This is a genomic window from Collinsella sp. TF06-26 (genome assembly GCF_002232035.1).
GTDB lineage: Bacteria > Actinomycetota > Coriobacteriia > Coriobacteriales > Coriobacteriaceae > Collinsella.
The window spans coordinates 310,552-325,870 of the sequence record NZ_NKXR01000001.1; the positions used below are offsets into that span (position 1 = coordinate 310,552).

Genomic DNA, 15,319 nt, shown 5'->3' on the forward strand with positions numbered 1-15,319 from the left:
AAGCGACGGGCGCGGCGCTCGGTCGCGCCCGTCGAGTAATGCCGTGCTGGCATGAGGAGCTCGCGCGCCTTATGCGTGCCAGATCTCGTCGCGATACTCGCGAATGGTGCGGTCGGACGAGAACCAGCCACTCGAGGCGGTGTTGAGCAGGGCCTTGCGGTTCCAGGTCTCCTGGTCGCCGTAGCTGCCCGTGAGGTTCTCCCATGCATCCACGTAGCTACGGAAGTCAGCCATGACCAGGTCGGGGTCGTTGTTGTTCATGAGCTCGTTGTAGATGCTCTCGAAGTTGCCCGAAAGACCCGCAAACGTGTTGTCCTTGAGCTCGTCCATCACGCGGCCCAGACGCTCGCGGTCGCCGTTGAGGGTATCCCACGCAAAGTAGCTGTTGGATGCCCAGAGCTGCTCGACCTCGGGGGCGGTCAGGCCAAAGATGGCCTCGTTCTCGCGGCCGGCCAGATCGGCGATCTCGATATTGGCGCCGTCGAGGGTGCCCAGCGTAATGGCGCCGTTCATCATGAGCTTCATATTGGACGTGCCCGAGGCCTCCTTGCCGGCCGTGGAGATCTGCTCCGAGATCTCGGCGGCGGGGTAGATGAGCTGGGCGTTGCTCACGCGGAAGTTGGGGATAAAGCAGACCTTCATGACTTCGTTGACGCGCGGGTCGTTGTTGATAACCTCGGCCACCGAGTTGATCAGACGGATGGTCTCCTTGGCAAAGGTGTAGCTCGAAGCGGCCTTACCGCTAAAGATGAAGGTCGTCGGCGTCACGTGGAAGTTAGGATCAGCGATGCGACGGTTGTAGATGTCCATCACCTTCATGATGTTCATGAGCTGGCGCTTGTAGGCATGGAAGCGCTTTACCTGGACATCGAAGACGGTGTTGGGGTCAATAACCAGACCGGTCTCGGCCTTAACATAGGCGGCCAGACGCTCCTTGTTGGCGCGCTTGGAGGCACCCACGGCCTTCAAGAACTCGGTGTCGTCCTTAAACTCCTTGAGTTTCTCCAGCTCAAAGGCGTCCTTCAGCCAGCCATCGCCAATGGCCTCGGTCACGAGCTTGGCGTAGGTGGGGTTGGCCTCGGCAAAGAAGCGACGGTGCGAGATGCCGTTGGTCTTGTTGTTGAACTTCTCGGGCGTCAGGGCGTAGAAGTCCTTGAGCACGATGTTCTTGATGATGTCGGAGTGGATCTTGGCCACGCCGTTGACGCTATGGCTGCAGATCACAGACAGGTTGGCCATGCGAATCTCGCCGTCCCACAGGATGGCGGTCTGGCGCAGACGCTCCTGCCAGCCCTCCTGCGTGGTGTCGAACGACTCGTGCCAACGACGGCTGATCTCGTCGATGATCTGGTACACGCGGGGGAGGAGCTTGGAGAACGTGCCGATGGGCCACTTCTCCAGAGCCTCGGGCAGGATGGTGTGGTTGGTGTAGCTCACGACCTGCGTCACGATGTTCCAGGCGTCGTCCCACTCGAGCTTCTTCTCGTCGATAAGGATGCGCATGAGCTCGGGGCCGCACATGGCGGGGTGCGTGTCGTTGGTGTGGATGGCCACAAACTGCGGCAGCAGCTCCCAGTTCTCGCCGTGCTCCTTCTCAAAGGTGTCGAGCAGGCTGTAGATGCCGGCCGATACAAACAGGTACTCCTGCTTCAGGCGCAGCAGGCGGCCGTGCTCGCCGGCGTCGTTGGGGTAGAGGATGGCGCTGATGGCCTCGGCTTCGGCGCGCTCGGCGTCGGCCAGGGCGTAGTCGCCGCGGTTGAAGGCCTCCAGATCGAAGTGCTCCTCGACCGGCTCGGCAGCCCAGACGCGCAGCTTGTTGACGGTCTCGCCGGCATAGCCCACCACGGGGATGTCATAAGGGACGGCCAGGATGTCCTGCGTGTCCACCGTGCGGTAGAACGTGCGGCCGTTCTCCTCAAAGCCCTCAACATGGCCACCAAACTTGATGGTCACGGCCTTGTCCTGACGGCGGACCTCCCAAGGATAGCCGTGGGTGAGCCACTCGTCGGTGGCCTCGACCTGGCTGCCGTTGACGATCTCCTGCTTAAACAGGCCGTAGCGGTAGCGCATGCCGTTGCCGTAGCCGGCAATGCCCTCGGCTGCCATGGAATCCAGGAAGCATGCGGCCAGACGGCCCAGGCCACCGTTGCCCAGCGCCGGATCGGGCTCCTGGTTCTCGATGACGGACAGGTCGAAGCCCATGTCGTCGAGCGCCTCGGCGACCATGTCGCGCACGCCAAAGTTGAGCAGGTAGTTGTCGAGCAGGCGGCCGATCAAAAACTCGATCGAGAAGTAGTACACGCGCTTCTTGCCCTCGGCGGTCACACGGGCGTCACTCTTGGTGGCAACGGTGCGTGCCTTCTCGGCCACGAGCTTGGCCAGGGCGTTAAAGCGGTCCAGGTCGCTGGCGGCCTCGACGCTCTTGCCACTGATGCTCATGACGGCATCGCGATAGAGCTCGGTAAACTCCTGCTTGTTGTCGAAGATCTTATTCATACGTTCCTTTCCCCCGGGGATGTTTCTCCCGGAACGGTTATGACTTATATCCTACGCCACGTCGGGGCGGGTAATTACAGCTGTAACGGCTTTGTTACGCATCCTTGGTAGACGACTTAACAGTGCCTGTTTTGGCCTTGGAGGCAGCCTTTTTGGCGGCTGACTTCTTGGCCGTGGTCTTGGCGGCGGGCTTGGCAGTAGCCTTAGTCTTGGCCGGAGCCTTCTTGGCTGTCGCGGGCTTGGGCTTCACCGAGGACGTGCGCTTCTTGGGCGCAGCCTTGGGAGCCTCCACCACCGGCGGCTTGTAGCTGCTGGGACCGCGGCGCTTAAGCACCACGCCTGCCAGGCCGGGCACCTTAATCTCAATGGAGTCCATCTGCCCGTTCCAGGGATAGGGCTCGCTCGAGCAGGTGTAAGGCTCCTCGCCGGCATATCCGCTGCCGCCAAACTCGGGACGGTCGGAGTCAAAGATGACCTCCCAGTCACCCTCGCGCGGCACGCCCACGCGGAAGCTCTCGTAGCTCGCCGGGTCAAAGTTGATCAGAATCACCAGGTCGTCGTCGATGTCCTCGCCCTGGCGCACAAAGCTCACGATGGACTGCTTGGAGTTGTCCGCATCGATCCAGGTAAAGCCGTCGTCGGTGTAGCCGCGCTCGTACAGGGCGGGCTCGGCGGTGTACAGGTGGTTGAGCGCCTTGATAAACGCCTGATGATGACGGTGGGTCTCGTACTCCTCGGTCAGGAACCACTGGATGGACTCGTAGTAGCGCCACTCAATAAACTGGCCGATCTCGTTGCCCATAAAGTTGAGCTTGGCACCGGGGTGCGTCATCTGGTAGAAGGCCAGCGTGCGCAGGCCGGCAAACTGGCGCCACCAGTCGCCCGGCATGCGGCCAATGAGCGAGCACTTGCCGTGCACGACCTCGTCGTGGCTTAGCGGGCAGATAAAGTTCTCGGTAAAGGCGTACATAATGGAGAACGTGAGCAGCCCGTGGTTGCCGGGGCGCCACGGAAAATCGGTCTGCATGTAGTGCAGGGTGTCGTTCATCCAGCCCATGTCCCACTTGTAGTGGAAGCCCAGGCCGCCGTCCTGCGGCGGATAGGTCACGAGCGGCCACGCGGTGGACTCCTCGGCCATCATTATCACGTCGGGGTAGTGTGCCTCCACGGCGCAGTTGACCTGGCGGATAAACGCGCTGGCGTCCAGGTCCTCCTCGGTACCGTACTTGTTGAACTTCTTTTGACCCGGATCGTCAATGCCAAAGTTGAGGTACAGCATGCTGGACACGCCGTCCATGCGAATGCCGTCCACGTGGAAGTTCTCGAGCCAGTACAGCACGTTGGAGACCAGGAAGGAGCGGACCTCGCCACGGGCGAAATCGAACTTGTGCGTGCCCCAGTTGGGGTGAATCTCGTGTTCAAACAGCATATGGCCGTTAAAGGTGGCAAGGCCGTGGGAGTCGGCGCAAAAACCGCCGGGCACCCAGTCCATGATCACTCCAATACCCGCCTCGTGGCATGCATCGATAAAGTGCATGAGCTGCTGCGGGTTGCCGTAGCGTGACGTGGCGGCGTAGTAACCGGTCGTCTGATAGCCCCAGGAGCCATCGAAGGGGTGCTCCATAAGCGGCATGACCTCGATATGCGTATATCCCATGTCGCGCACGTAGTCCACGAGCTCCACCGACAGGTCGTCGTAAGTGTAGAACTCGCCGCGCTGCGCGGGGAAGGGATCCATGGGGCCGGGATAGTTGCCAAACTCGTCTGGATCGCCCTGCGGCGCGTCGCCGTGGCGCTTCCACGAGCCAATATGCACCTCGTAGATGTTAAGGGGCTGCGACATGTGGTTATGGCTGGCGCGGCGCTGGAGCCATGCGGCGTCGTTCCACTTATAGCCGTCAAGGGTCCACAGCACGCTCGCCGTACCCGGAGGGCACTCGGCCTTAAAGGCATACGGATCGGCCTTGTAGAGCTTCTCGCCCTCGTTGGTCTCGATGAGATACTTATAGAGCTGGCCCTGCTCGGCGCCAGGAATAAAGCCTTCCCAAATAGCGCTCGTATGCACGGGCACCAGCGGGTTGGCTTCCTCATTCCAGTCGTTAAATTCGCCAATGACGTGGACGCTCTTTACATCGGGCGCCCAAACGCAAAAACGCCAGCCGCGCGTACGGTTCTGCGTGTCGGGATGCGCGCCCATCTTTTCCCAGCTGCGCTCCCACATACCGATGCCAAACAGGTAGACATCGTCCTTAGAGAGCTCCGGTGCGTGCGGGGCGGCTTTACGGGTAGCAGGCTTTTTGGTTGCTGGCTTTAGCTTTGTATCGCTCACGTTTGATCCCATCATGACGCGGCAGCGTGTTGCCTTGGTGACTAGATGCGAAAGGTCCAAGGCTGCACGAATCGAAGGGACGGCGATAGTTCTATGATTCGTTCCACCTCGCGTGCTCGGTGGAACTTTCGGCACGAAATACGATAACACCTGTTCGTTACTTTTATGGAGAAAAGTGGATTTGCGGCGGCGTTTAATCGGCGAGCGCCATGTTTATACCACTGGCAGAATTGCGATGGTAAAACTCTTGACAGTTTTACCAAATAGGGTTTCTAGACTAGTAGATAAACGTTTGGTAAAACGTTTTTAGCAGGTTGTTTACCATTTGACATCGAAAGGTATGTTTATGTCCCAGACCGCCGCTCACAATGTCGCTTTTATTTTCGATTGCGACGGCACACTGGTTAATAGCACCCCCGTTTGGGCCTATGCCCAGCCCGAGTTATTGCACCGCCACGGTATTGACGTGACGGTCGACGATTTTGCCCAGTTTGAGCATTTGTCGCTCGAGGACGAGTGCCAGGCCTACCACGACACGTGGGGCATTGGCGCGAATGGCGAGGAGCTGTATCGCGAGCTGAGCGACATTTTGATTGATGGGTACTCCAAGGTGCCGCCGCGCGAGGGCCTGCTTGCGTTTTTGAAGCAGGCGGAGGAGGCCGGTATTGCCATGTGCGTTGCTACGTCCACGCCGGCCGAGCTGGTTAAGTCTGCGCTAGCGGGAGCCGGGCTCGACGCGTACACGGAGTTTGTTACCACGACGGGTGAGGCAGGACGCTCCAAACAGTTCCCCGACGTATACGAGCTGGCGCTGCGCCGTCTGGAGGAGCACCATGGGCATCAGTTTGAGCGCGCATGGGTGTTTGAGGATGCGGTCTTTGGCCTTAAGAGCTCCGGCGCCGCCGGCTTTAAGCGTGTGGGCATCTATGACCCGCACGGCCGCATGAAGCGCGACGACGTACGCGCCAGCTGCGATATCTTTATCGACAGCTACGAGGAGCTGGATCTGGCCCGCGTGCTTTCGTTTGAGGGATAGGCGAGGGCTGTGGCTTGCAAGGTATTAGTGGTCTGCGGCTCGCCCGTAGTGGCGAGCACGGATCTGTTGCGTAGGCTAGCAGTGGAGTGCGACCACGTTGTCGCCGTGGACCGCGGGCTCGACGCGCTGCTGGGCGCCGGCCTGGGCTGCGACGTGTATGTGGGAGATGCCGATACGGTGAGCGACGCAGGCCGTGCGTTGGTCGATGCCGCCGAAGCCTTTGAGGTAGAGCGCCACGACCCCTACAAGGACTATACCGATCTGGCGCTGGCGCTCGATTCCGTCCGCCGTCGCTGGCCAGGTGCCGAAGTGGTAGCAACCTGCGCCACCGGCGGCCGTCCGGACATGGCCCTATCCGTGCTGGGCTTGCTTGCAGACTATGATGACGCCCCAGTCTGGATTGCTGAGGACAAAGTAGTCGCCCGCATCCTTCACGCAGGTGAGTCGTGGACCATCGAGGGCGCCGAGGGCAAGACATTCTCCATCATCGCCGTTGCTCCCAACACCGAGGTAAGCGAACGCGGTCTAGAGTGGGAGCTAGATCACAGCCCCCTGGGCCTGTTGGCCGACACGGGTATCAGCAACGTCGTCAGGTCAACAGCCACGACCCAAGTCCACACTGGCACCGCCATCGCTTACCTATATCAATAGGCATTTAGAATCTGACCCAAAAAAAGTCCTTGCACGTCACGCCAACTTCCCCTATAGTATCTCCACGTCACGGGGGCGTAGCTCAGCTGGGAGAGCGCTTGACTGGCAGTCAAGAGGTCAGGGGTTCGATCCCCCTCGTCTCCACCATCGTGAATTAAAAGGCCTTCGGAATTCCGAAGGCTTTTTTCATGCCAAAATACCTCGCGCCACAAACCCATACCCACATCAACAAAAAGTTGCACAATTTATTTCCCATGTCTGTACATAGTTTGTTATCCAAACGCAATTACCAGTGCAGCTCGCTGCTTCAGTTGGGCTTCAGGAACGCTCCCAATTATTGCCAGCACCACAATAACCTGCGCCAACGTGAACAACATCCCAAAACAACCCCCTTAAGCACGTCAAATGAACGAAATGTAGTCCAACGCAACCCAAATCAGTTTCACTAACAGCTTGTGCTAGGATACCTAACGTTACATGAGTTCAACTGTGCTCACGGCTTCAGTAAGCCACAAAGCGCAGGGTCGATCAGCATCCGGCCGTAACGGCGGTGTTAGAAAAACCATGAGCTCCAATATCGATTGCCATGCACGTTTTGTACTTGCTTTTGCGGCTATTTATAAGTTCGCATTAGAAGGTGCCAATAAGTTGTTAAGGCAAACCACAGCAGTCCTTCAGCTGGCTGCGTGCGATCCAGTTTTGAAATCACTTGACCGGATCGCACGCAGCCAGCTGAGGTTGCAGGCATTCTTGCGATACGTGCCTGTGACCTCAGTGCTGCTTTTGTACATACCGTTCACGGTGGGGCAGAGCCACGTGCTTGTCTGACTGGGCTCAGGGTTTGAATATGGAGCGCCTTCGCGCACAAGCGCCCTGGCGAAGCCATACCCAAACCCCATGAGCCACACGTAAGACAGCAAGGGGGTGGTGCTCGTGTGGTATGTGATCCAGGTCATTAACGGTCGCGAAGACGTAATGCGCGAGCGCATTGAGCGCATGGTGCCGGCTGGCGCCATGCAGGAGCTCTTTTATCCCCAATTTCAAACCGAGATCAAAGTACACGGCGAATGGGTCAATACGACCAAGCCGCTCTTTCCCGGTTATCTTATCTGCGATACGGCAGATCCCCGTACTGTGCAACAGCATCTGCTGCGCATGGACGACTTTGCCCGGATGCTTTCGCAAGACGGTCAGTTTGTGCCGCTGGCAAAAGAAGAGGTCCAGCTTATTGGCGGCTTTACGCATAGGGGAGACCGCGTAGTGCCCATGAGCGAAGCCCTAAAAGACGGCGACCAGGTCGTAGTGACGGCAGGTCCGCTGCTGGGCCACGAGGGCCTTATCAAAACCATTAACAGACGCAAGAGCACTGCTTATTTGGAGCTCGATCTGTGCGGCCGACGCGTAACTACGCGCGTCGGCCTTGCCGTGTTATCGGCCGAGCAGCGCGTAATGCGAAACCTTAATAAGGCGATCGCCTAGCTGCAGACGGTCGCCACACAGAACAGGGAGGATCCCCCGACCCGGGGACGAAGTGTTGGAAGAGAACGTGTCGGATAAAACAGAATATGAAACGGATGCGCCAGCGGGTGCGGCGCTGATTGCTCAGGCCATGGACCGACGTGAGGGCACCGGCCGCTACAGGGCCATGCAATCCATCATGGACTGGGATCGCTCGCGCCTAGCCTACCGCACCGTTAAGCGCGCGTTCGACATCGTGTTCAGCGGTGTTGTGCTCGTGGTCATCGCGATTCCCAGCCTGGTGCTCGCGGCACTCATCCGCCTGGAGAGCGAGGGCAGCCCCTTCTACAGCCAGATCCGCGTGGGACAGACCCGCCCCGACGGTAGCCTGACCACCTTCCGCATGTGGAAGTTCCGTTCCATGTACAAGGACGCCGACGAGCGTCTCGCCGAGTTCAAGGGGCAGAACGAGATCGCTGGGGCCATGTTCAAGATGAGGGAGGACCCCCGCGTCACCAAGATCGGCAGGTTCATCCGCAAGCACTCCATCGACGAGTTCCCGCAGTTCCTGAACGTGTTCCTGGGCCAGATGTCCGTCGTCGGCCCGCGCCCGCCGCTGCCGAACGAGGTGTCGGAGTACACGGAATACGACTTGCAGCGTCTTGCCGTGAAGCCTGGCATCACCGGCTGGTGGCAAGTCACTGAGCGTAACTCGACTGGATTCGACGGGATGGTCCGACGCGATCTGGAATATATAGCCAAACGAGGCATTTTCTTCGATTTCAAAATAATCCTACTCACAGTGATTGAGGTTGTTAGCGGAAATGGCGCTTGCTAAAGAGACTATAGGGAATTACGAAGGCACCGGTTCAACGGTTGATCTTCCCGGACGAGTCGAAGTCCTGGGCGCCCCCGTCGACCCCTGGACGATGGAGCAGACCGTCGAGGCGACCGATGCCCTCATCAAGGAGGGGCGCTTCGCTCATTTGATCGGCGTGAACGCCGACAAGTTGCTTCAGATGCGTGACGATCCCGAGATGGATGCGTGCGTGCGCCGCTGCGAAATCGTGAACGCCGATGGCGCCTCCATGGTCATGGCCGCCAAGAAGCTGGGCGTGGACTTGCCCGGGCGCGTGGCCGGCATCGACCTCATGTGGGAGCTGTGTGGGCTGGCCGAGCGTGAGGGGCACAGCGTCTACCTGCTGGGCGCCAAAGCCGAAGTGGTCGCAAAGACCGCCGAGGTACTGTCCGAGAGGTATCCCAATATGGTCCTTGCGGGCTACCGTGACGGCTACTTCGGCGAAGACGAGTTCGATGCCGTGGTCGCCGAGGTTGAACAGGCCGAGCCCGACATCGTGTTCGTGGGCATCACCTCGCCCAAGAAGGAACGCCTGATCGAGCGTTTCCGCGAGCTGGGCGCCAAGGGCGCTTTCGTGGGCGTGGGGGGTTCGTTCGACGTGGTCTCCGGCAACATCCCGCGCGCCCCGATGTGGATGCAGCGCGCGAACCTGGAGTGGCTCTTCCGCATGATGCAGGAGCCCAAGCGCCTGGTGAAGCGCTACGTGGTCGGCAACACCCGTTTCTACATGCTTCTCCGCAAGGAGTCAAAGAGGAGCAAGGCCAATGACTAAGAAGAAAGTAATGCTCGTCTTCGGCACCCGCCCGGAGGCAATCAAGATGTGCCCGCTCGTCAACGAGCTGAAGGCGCGCACGGATGAGTTCGAGACTGTGGTGACCGTGACCGGCCAGCACCGCGAGATGCTCGACCAGGTGCTGCGCGTCTTCGACGTGACTCCCGACCACGACCTTGCGATCATGAAGCCGGGCCAGACGCTGTTCGACGTGACGTGCGACGTGCTGCTCAAGCTCAGGGCCGTCCTCGAGGGCGAGAGGCCCGATGTCGTCCTGGTCCACGGAGACACCACGACCAGCTTCGCCGCGGCGCTCGCGTGCTTTTACCTTCAGATTCCCGTGGGCCACGTCGAGGCCGGCCTGCGCACGCACGACATCTACAGCCCCTGGCCGGAGGAGTTCAACCGCCAGGCGGTCGACATCGTGAGCGAGTACTACTTCGCCCCCACGGAGGCGAGCGAGCAGAACCTGCTCGACGAGGGCAAGCCGGTGTCAAAGATCTGGGTCACCGGGAACACCGGCATCGACGCCCTGCGCACCACCGTGCGCGAGGGCTATACCAACCCCGAGCTCGACTGGGCGGAGGGCTCCCGTCTTATCCTCATCACGGCGCACCGCCGCGAGAACCTGGGCGAGCCCATGCACCGCATGTTCCGCGCCATCCGCCGCGTGATGGAGGAGCACCCCGACACCAAGGCAATCTACCCCATCCACATGAACCCACTCGTCCGCAAGGCGGCGCACGAGGAGCTCGACGGCTTCGACCGCCTGCACATCATCGACCCGCTCGAGGTTCTCGACTTCCACAACTTCATGGCTGCGAGCCACCTCATCCTCACCGACTCGGGCGGCATCCAGGAGGAGGCGCCGAGCCTGGGCAAGCCGGTGCTCGTCATGCGCGATACCACCGAACGTCCCGAGGGTGTGGCGGCCGGCACACTGAAGCTCGTGGGCACCGAGGAGGACGTCATTTACCGTGAGTTCAGCCGCCTGCTCTCTGACGAGTTTGAGTACGAGGCCATGAGCCACGCCTCCAACCCCTACGGAGACGGGCATGCGAGCGAGCGGATTGCGGACGTGCTGGCAGGCCGGTCGCGATGATTCGGGTCCTGCACATCATTCAACAGCTAGGGCCCGGAAGGGGCGGGGTGAGGACCTTCGTCTCCACGATGCTCGATTGCCCGGCTCCCGATATCGAGCAGAGCGTGCTATCGGTGGGAAGAGTCGAAGGGGATAGGTTCGGAGAGCGATTCTTCGGTCCTTTAATCGATAGCTACAGCCCTCTACTGGTTGGCACTCTTGGGGCGAAGCGCCTTGGCGCTTTTCTATCGAAGCACCGTTTCGATATCGTTCAGATTCACACGAACAATGCGCTCGGCTTCGTCTTCGCCTCTGAGGCCAAAAAGGCCGGAGTTCCCTCGCGCATCGTGCACTGCCATAACAGCGCGCTTGGCAGCACCTCGCGTTTGAAGAATATGGTCAACGTGGCAATGATAGAGAGGTTTCTCCCGTCGGCGAGTGAGCGTTGGGCATGCAGCGAGGTCGCAGGTGAATATCTCTTTCAGGGCGCTGGCTATGCCTTGGTGCACAACGGGGTCGATTCCGATAAATTCCGATTCTCGTCCTCTGACCGGGCTGCCGTTAGACATCGGCTTGGGATCCCGTGCTATGCCACCGTCATTGGGTTTGTTGGGGCGGGCATTCCTGCGAAAAACACCCTGCGTGCCCTCGATATCTTCAATCAGCTGCGCTCCAGTGAGGCCGATTCCCGCCTTCTGCTCTTCGGCCAAGCCGAGGAACTTCCCCTTGCGAAGGAGAAGGCGGATAAATTGGGGCTGGGCGAATCGGCGGTTTTCATCGGTACCGTTGACGATATCTGGAGGTACTACAGCGCCATGGATGCGCTGCTTGCCCCCTCTTTCCATGAGGGGCTACCGATTGCCTTCATTGAAGCCCAGGCAAATGGACTGCCCATCCTCAGCTCTGACGCGGTTACCCAAGAGGCCGATCTGACGGGCCTTCTCAAGCGCGCAGCACTTTCGCTTTCCGACAAGGAGTGGGCTGATTTGCTGGTAACCTGCGCCGGCAAAAGGGAACTCACTGCCGAGACGGACTATGTTCCGTTTCTCGATAAAGCGGGTTACACCACGAGGTCGCTCTACGAGCAGCTCTCTGATCGCTATAGGAATATGACTAAAGGGGCGTAATATGACGACCGAGTATTTATCCATGCAAGAGGTGAAAGCTGCCGAGCTGCGCCTCCTTCGCATTTTCGACTGCTATTGTCGAGAGAACAATCTGCGATATTCGCTGGGTTCCGGCACTCTTCTCGGTGCGGTTAGGCACAAGGGGTTCATTCCCTGGGATGATGATATCGATGTCGTCATGCCCGTTGAGGACTACAGGAAGTTTCTGGCTGCCTTCGTCTCCCGTGCTGGTGCGGAGCAATCCCATGTTGGGCTTGCCAGTCAGCTGAACCTTAAAGGTTCAGCTGCAATTCCTTTTGAAAAACTGGTGGATACCAGCATTGAGGTAAAGTCTGCATTCATTGCAGAGGGAATCCGCGAATATGTGTGGATCGATATCTTTCCGATTGTTTCTTTCGAAAGTGAAGCCGAAGCCAGCAAAGCCTGGGATGCAGCAGTTCGTTATAAGTACCTTTTCCAAGCATCAAGATGGAGCTCGGGGCAGCCAGGAGTTACTGGCTGCTTCAAAACCGTCTTCGGCACGATTGCCAAGCACACCCCTCTGCAACAGTGGGCTCTCGGTAAGCTAAGAACGATGACGGATAACGGTTGCTTTTCGACTATCGGCACTGCTGCCAATCTGGCTTGGGCGGTCAGCCAGTCGCTGGAGGTTTTCCCCGCGAGCCTGTTTAACAACTTGGTTGAATACGAATTCGAAAACGAACAGTTCTTTGGCTTTGGGGATGCGGACCGCTATCTCTCGATAATGTACGGGGACTATATGTCACTTCCGCCTGCCGACAAGCGTATTGCGCATGAGTTGAAGGCCTGGCGCGTCAGCGTTTCCAGCGACTTCGACTCTACAAGTAGCGGAAGCACCGATGAACAAAATTGCTAAGGCGCTTAAATGGGGCGCTTCCGCCCTACGGGTTGCCAAGATGTGCGTTGTGGCCGGAAATTGGCTCAAGATCGCCTCAGGCAAACCATTGTACCTGGGCAAGGGTGCACGAGTGATATTGGGCGAAGGCGCAACTCTAGTACTGGAAGGCGGCGTTTACATGAACGAGGGCTGCCGCGTGACGGCAGTCCAATCCGCCCTCATCGGTGCAAACACGATCTTTGGTCCTAATGTCCAGATTTACGACCACAACCACGAATTCGACTGCAGAGGGGTTAGCTCAAAGTTAACCTACGCGCCGGTTTCGATTGGTCAGCATTGTTGCCTTTGCGCTAATGCAGTCGTTAAGCGCGGTTCCTCGATTGCGTGCCGCCCTCTCGTCTCGGAGAACCCTGTTGTCACGTGCGACCTTACCGAGTCGGGCGCGCTGTACGCCGGTGCGCCCGCTCGATTGGTATAGAGATACGACTAGGAAGCCTTCTTAAACGTGGATCAAAAGCTGAACATAACCCTTATCGTGCCCGTGTACAACGTTAGGCGCTACCTCGAGCAGTGCGTCCGCTCAATTCTTGAACAGTCGTATTCAGTTTTCGAGGTGTTGCTCGTCGACGACGGGTCGACCGACGGGTCGGGCGAGCTGTGTGATCGACTCTCCTCTGAGAACGATTGCGTGCGGACAGTGCATAAGGAGAACGCGGGGTTGGGTTTCGCGCGTAACACGGGGCTTGACAACTTGTGCCCTGAGTCAACGCACGTAATGTTCGTGGACTCGGATGACTGGCTCGAATCCGACATGGTTGAGACGTTAGCCCGAGCCATTGAGGACACCGGGGCGGATTGTGTTCTGGGCGGTTTCACCAAGCGAGATGATAAAGGAAGTCCCCAGTTTGAGTTCAAACTCGAGGATGCCGTGTGGGAGGGCGACGAGCTAGCAAAGAGGTTTATACCCCGCGTATGCGGCAGCTCCCCCGAGATGTCCGATTCGATTCCAATGTCGGTATGTTCGTCTATTTTCGCAACAAGGAACATAAACGAACATATCCTGCGCTTTCCCTCGGAGCGCGAGGTAATTAGCGAAGACTTCGTCTTTAAATACAAGTACCTCAGGACTAGCAACAAGGTAGTGACGACGAGCAACGTGGGGTATTCGTACCGCACGAACCTTTCGTCACTTACCACTTCGTATAGACCAGATCGCTTCGACGCCAGTCTTTTTTTCTACGACTACGCTCTTCGACTCGTGGCGGACTCGCCCTCGGAATCGGAATGCGTTTTGAGATTAAAAAAGACCTTATTTATCAATATGAAGATGTGCATCTCGCAGGAAGTGCCTCGCGTAAGCGGTAAGAGCCGCCGCGACGCCTGCCGCGCCATTCACAATATGGCGGGCGACGAACGCCTGATGAAAGTGATTAATGACTACCCATGCGAGAGACTCCGCTTTAAGCAGAAGGTCTTCGTGCAGTTGCTGAGGCACCAGGCCGCAAACGTTCTCTACATGGCTGCGGTTAAGGGGGTCATCTAGATTGGAGACGCGAACATGGCTTTGAGAGACGTGGTGAGGAAGGTTTACAACAAGCTCCTCGTGAACAACGAGGGGTACTTGAAGTACCTGCGTTCACGCGGTGTCACTATTGGTGAGGACGTCACGTTCCATTGCCCCGGCGACACGCACGTCGACATCACCGACCCGCACCTTCTGACAATCGGCGACCACGTTAACCTCACGGGGCCCATTACTATCCTGACTCATGACTACGGCTGGTCCGTAGTCAAGGGCAAAACGGGTGAGATCCTGGGCAATGAGAAGCCAGTCACCATTGGCAACAACGTTTTCGTCGGGTGGGGCGCCACTATCCTTTGCGGCACGACCATCGAGAACAATGTGATTATCGGTGCCCATGCCGTGGTGAGCGGTCATATAGAAGGTGATTCTGTCTGGGGAGGGGTGCCCGCTCGGCGAATCTGTTCATTGGAACACTACCGGGAAAAGCGAGCCTCAGCTCAGGTCGAAGAGGCCAAGGAGTACGTGCAGCTCTTCCGTGCGAGGAGGGGCCGCGATCCCAAGCCCGAGGAGATTCGCGAGTACTTTCCGCTATTCGCAGACCCCGAGAATCTCTGCGGCGTGCATGAGTCGCAGACGAGGCTGATGGGGACGTGTGAGGAGAGTTTGAAGTGGATGAAGGGCGCTAAGCAATACGAGGATTTCATCGCCTTCATCGATGACTGCAAATAAAGGGTGCTCGTCCTTGACTTTCAGAAAGGATGGCTGTGTGGGGTATTCGTATCGCACCAGCCCCTCGTCTCTCACCACCTCGTACAGGCCGGATCGCTTTGACGCCAGTCTTTTCTTCAACAACTACGCTCTTCGACTCGTGACGGGCTCGCCCTCGGAAACAGAATGCGTTTTGAGATTAGAAAAGCCCCTATTTATCAATATGAAGACGTGCGTCTCGCAGGAAGTTCCTCGCGTTAGTGACAAAAGCCGACGAGATGCCTGCGATGCCATTCGAAGAATGGCGAGCGATGATTGCATGTTGAAGGTAATTAGCGGCTACCCATGCGAGAGACTCGGCATAACACAAAGAGCTTTTGTGGAACTGCTGAGGCGGCGGACCGTGAGTGTTCTATAT

12 protein-coding genes and 1 tRNA gene are annotated in these 15,319 nt (G+C 58.3%); 11 read left to right on the plus strand and 2 right to left on the minus strand.

Translation table 11 applies throughout. The features are described from left to right. Positions 1-69: 69 nt before the first annotated feature. Both CHY22_RS01310 and glgB read right to left on the minus strand, forming a co-directional pair. Complete coding sequence (locus CHY22_RS01310; protein WP_089571841.1) at positions 70-2,496, minus strand: glycogen/starch/alpha-glucan phosphorylase; 2,427 nt, start codon at positions 2,494-2,496, stop codon at positions 70-72. Between the two features lie 94 nt (positions 2,497-2,590). Beyond that, positions 2,591-4,840, minus strand: coding sequence for a 1,4-alpha-glucan branching protein GlgB (glgB, locus tag CHY22_RS01315; RefSeq protein WP_089571843.1), 2,250 nt, complete (start codon positions 4,838-4,840; stop codon positions 2,591-2,593). A 331-nt stretch (positions 4,841-5,171) separates the two neighbouring features. Between glgB and CHY22_RS01320 the strand changes: the two genes are divergently transcribed. The 11 genes from CHY22_RS01320 (at position 5,172) to CHY22_RS01380 (ending at position 14,922) form a co-directional block, all read left to right on the plus strand. Then, a complete protein-coding gene (locus tag CHY22_RS01320) occupies positions 5,172-5,861 on the plus strand; it encodes an HAD family phosphatase (RefSeq protein ID WP_089571961.1) in 690 nt (229 codons plus the stop codon). A 9-nt stretch (positions 5,862-5,870) separates the two neighbouring features. After that, positions 5,871-6,512, plus strand: a complete 642-nt coding sequence (locus CHY22_RS01325) for a thiamine diphosphokinase (protein WP_089571845.1) — start codon at positions 5,871-5,873, stop codon at positions 6,510-6,512. 71 nt (positions 6,513-6,583) lie between these two features. Next, a tRNA-Ala gene (locus CHY22_RS01330) sits at positions 6,584-6,659 on the plus strand. Positions 6,660-7,445: 786 nt separating this feature from the next. Then, the gene (gene loaP / locus CHY22_RS01340; RefSeq protein WP_233502851.1) at positions 7,446-7,991 is read left to right on the plus strand and encodes an antiterminator LoaP; all 546 of its coding nucleotides are present in this window, start codon (positions 7,446-7,448) and stop codon (positions 7,989-7,991) included. A 67-nt stretch (positions 7,992-8,058) separates the two neighbouring features. Further along, positions 8,059-8,808 carry a sugar transferase gene (locus CHY22_RS01345; protein WP_246824565.1) on the plus strand — a complete coding sequence of 250 codons (750 nt, stop codon included), beginning with the start codon at positions 8,059-8,061 and terminating at the stop codon, positions 8,806-8,808. Then, entirely contained in the window at positions 8,795-9,601 is an 807-nt protein-coding gene (locus CHY22_RS01350) for a WecB/TagA/CpsF family glycosyltransferase (RefSeq protein WP_089571850.1), read from the plus strand. Before CHY22_RS01345 ends, CHY22_RS01350 begins: the two co-directional genes overlap by 14 nt. After that, a complete protein-coding gene (gene wecB / locus CHY22_RS01355; RefSeq protein WP_199408772.1) occupies positions 9,594-10,703 on the plus strand; it encodes a UDP-N-acetylglucosamine 2-epimerase (non-hydrolyzing) in 1,110 nt (369 codons plus the stop codon). The genes CHY22_RS01350 and wecB overlap by 8 nt, the downstream gene beginning before the upstream one ends. 68 nt (positions 10,704-10,771) lie before the next feature. Beyond that, complete coding sequence (locus CHY22_RS01360) at positions 10,772-11,809, plus strand: glycosyltransferase (protein ID WP_158551194.1); 1,038 nt, start codon at positions 10,772-10,774, stop codon at positions 11,807-11,809. Position 11,810: 1 nt separating this feature from the next. Beyond that, on the plus strand, positions 11,811-12,686 hold the full coding sequence (locus tag CHY22_RS01365) for a LicD family protein (RefSeq protein ID WP_089571855.1): 876 nt from the start codon (positions 11,811-11,813) through the stop codon (positions 12,684-12,686). Between the two features lie 487 nt (positions 12,687-13,173). After that, positions 13,174-14,211 carry a glycosyltransferase family 2 protein gene (locus tag CHY22_RS01375; protein WP_089571858.1) on the plus strand — a complete coding sequence of 346 codons (1,038 nt, stop codon included), beginning with the start codon at positions 13,174-13,176 and terminating at the stop codon, positions 14,209-14,211. 15 nt (positions 14,212-14,226) lie between these two features. Next, on the plus strand, positions 14,227-14,922 hold the full coding sequence (locus CHY22_RS01380) for an acyltransferase (protein WP_089571860.1): 696 nt from the start codon (positions 14,227-14,229) through the stop codon (positions 14,920-14,922). Positions 14,923-15,319: the final 397 nt, after the last annotated feature.

Excerpts from the sequence above, each read along its gene's own strand:
- CHY22_RS01365 (WP_089571855.1), top strand. The coding sequence starts at position 11,811 with ATGACGACCGAGTATTTATCCATGCAAGAGGTGAAAGCTGCCGAGCTG.
- wecB (WP_199408772.1), top strand. The coding sequence starts at position 9,594 with ATGACTAAGAAGAAAGTAATGCTCGTCTTCGGCACCCGCCCGGAGGCA.
- CHY22_RS01380 (WP_089571860.1), top strand. The coding sequence starts at position 14,227 with ATGGCTTTGAGAGACGTGGTGAGGAAGGTTTACAACAAGCTCCTCGTG.
- CHY22_RS01360 (WP_158551194.1), top strand. The coding sequence starts at position 10,772 with ATGCTCGATTGCCCGGCTCCCGATATCGAGCAGAGCGTGCTATCGGTG.
- CHY22_RS01320 (WP_089571961.1), top strand. The coding sequence starts at position 5,172 with ATGTCCCAGACCGCCGCTCACAATGTCGCTTTTATTTTCGATTGCGAC.
- CHY22_RS01350 (WP_089571850.1), top strand. The coding sequence starts at position 8,795 with ATGGCGCTTGCTAAAGAGACTATAGGGAATTACGAAGGCACCGGTTCA.
- CHY22_RS01310 (WP_089571841.1), bottom strand. The coding sequence starts at position 2,496 with ATGAATAAGATCTTCGACAACAAGCAGGAGTTTACCGAGCTCTATCGC.
- glgB (WP_089571843.1), bottom strand. The coding sequence starts at position 4,840 with ATGATGGGATCAAACGTGAGCGATACAAAGCTAAAGCCAGCAACCAAA.